Genomic DNA, 791 nt, shown 5'->3' with positions numbered 1-791 from the left:
GTGTTGTACCATGGGGCTATAGCTCAGCTGGGAGAGCGCTTGCATGGCATGCAAGAGGTCAGCGGTTCGATCCCGCTTAGCTCCACCAAAATGCCGGAGTTTTGATTTTAGTGAATCAAAACTTTCAGTGCGGTGAAGGTCTGGTAGTTAAGGTCTTCGTCGTGCAAGACGGAACAAGTTGAAAAACAAGTTTCTGTCCCCTTCGTCTAGAGGCCTAGGACATCACCCTTTCACGGTGAGTACAGGGGTTCGAATCCCCTAGGGGACGCCAAATAACGAACGTAACCAAACGTTCGGTTTGTCGTCAGGAGCGTTGGCTCGTGGTGATAAGTAAGAGTATGGAGTGGTAGTTCAGTTGGTTAGAATACCGGCCTGTCACGCCGGGGGTCGCGGGTTCGAGTCCCGTCCACTCCGCCAAAACTAAGCCCGCATGGTTATGCCATGCGGGTTTTTTCTTTTGCCGTCCGGCAATTACCCTGGAGACTCGTTGATAATCTCCGGCTAATCGACGCACGATCGTGCGTGGCTGTGCGCGGCACATTATTCGCGGTCGTGTTTTCTGGGCGGCAGGGCATTATCGCGATAGTGCTCCGCTATAGCCCTGCATGACCCCGCCCTTAATCGATTCGCTGCCCAAAGGGGTTGTCAAAGGGCAAAGTTGTTTATATAATCTCGTCTTCGCTGAAACGAAGAAACAAACGCGAAAACGACGGCGGTGGTAAGCCGCGATGCAGCAACGTAGTATCATGGGGCTATAGCTCAGCTGGGAGAGCGCTTGCATGGCATGCAAG

At 53.0% G+C, this 791-nt stretch carries 3 tRNA genes; all 3 read left to right on the top strand.

Annotation, left to right across the window (positions count from 1 at the left end):
* The first annotated feature begins 12 nt into the window (after positions 1-12).
* The 3 genes from AC1DKD_RS41705 (at position 13) to AC1DKD_RS41695 (ending at position 417) form a co-directional block, all read left to right on the top strand.
* Positions 13-88, top strand: a tRNA-Ala gene (locus AC1DKD_RS41705).
* A gap of 107 nt (positions 89-195) precedes the next feature.
* Positions 196-271 (top strand) — tRNA-Glu (locus tag AC1DKD_RS41700).
* 69 nt (positions 272-340) lie between these two features.
* Positions 341-417: transfer RNA gene (locus tag AC1DKD_RS41695), tRNA-Asp, on the top strand.
* Positions 418-791 lie beyond the last annotated feature (374 nt).

Source organism: Cupriavidus sp. 05T313, from assembly GCF_056396665.1.
Note: the sequence above shows the minus strand (reverse complement) of the source record. Positions and strands in the feature narration are given on the sequence as shown.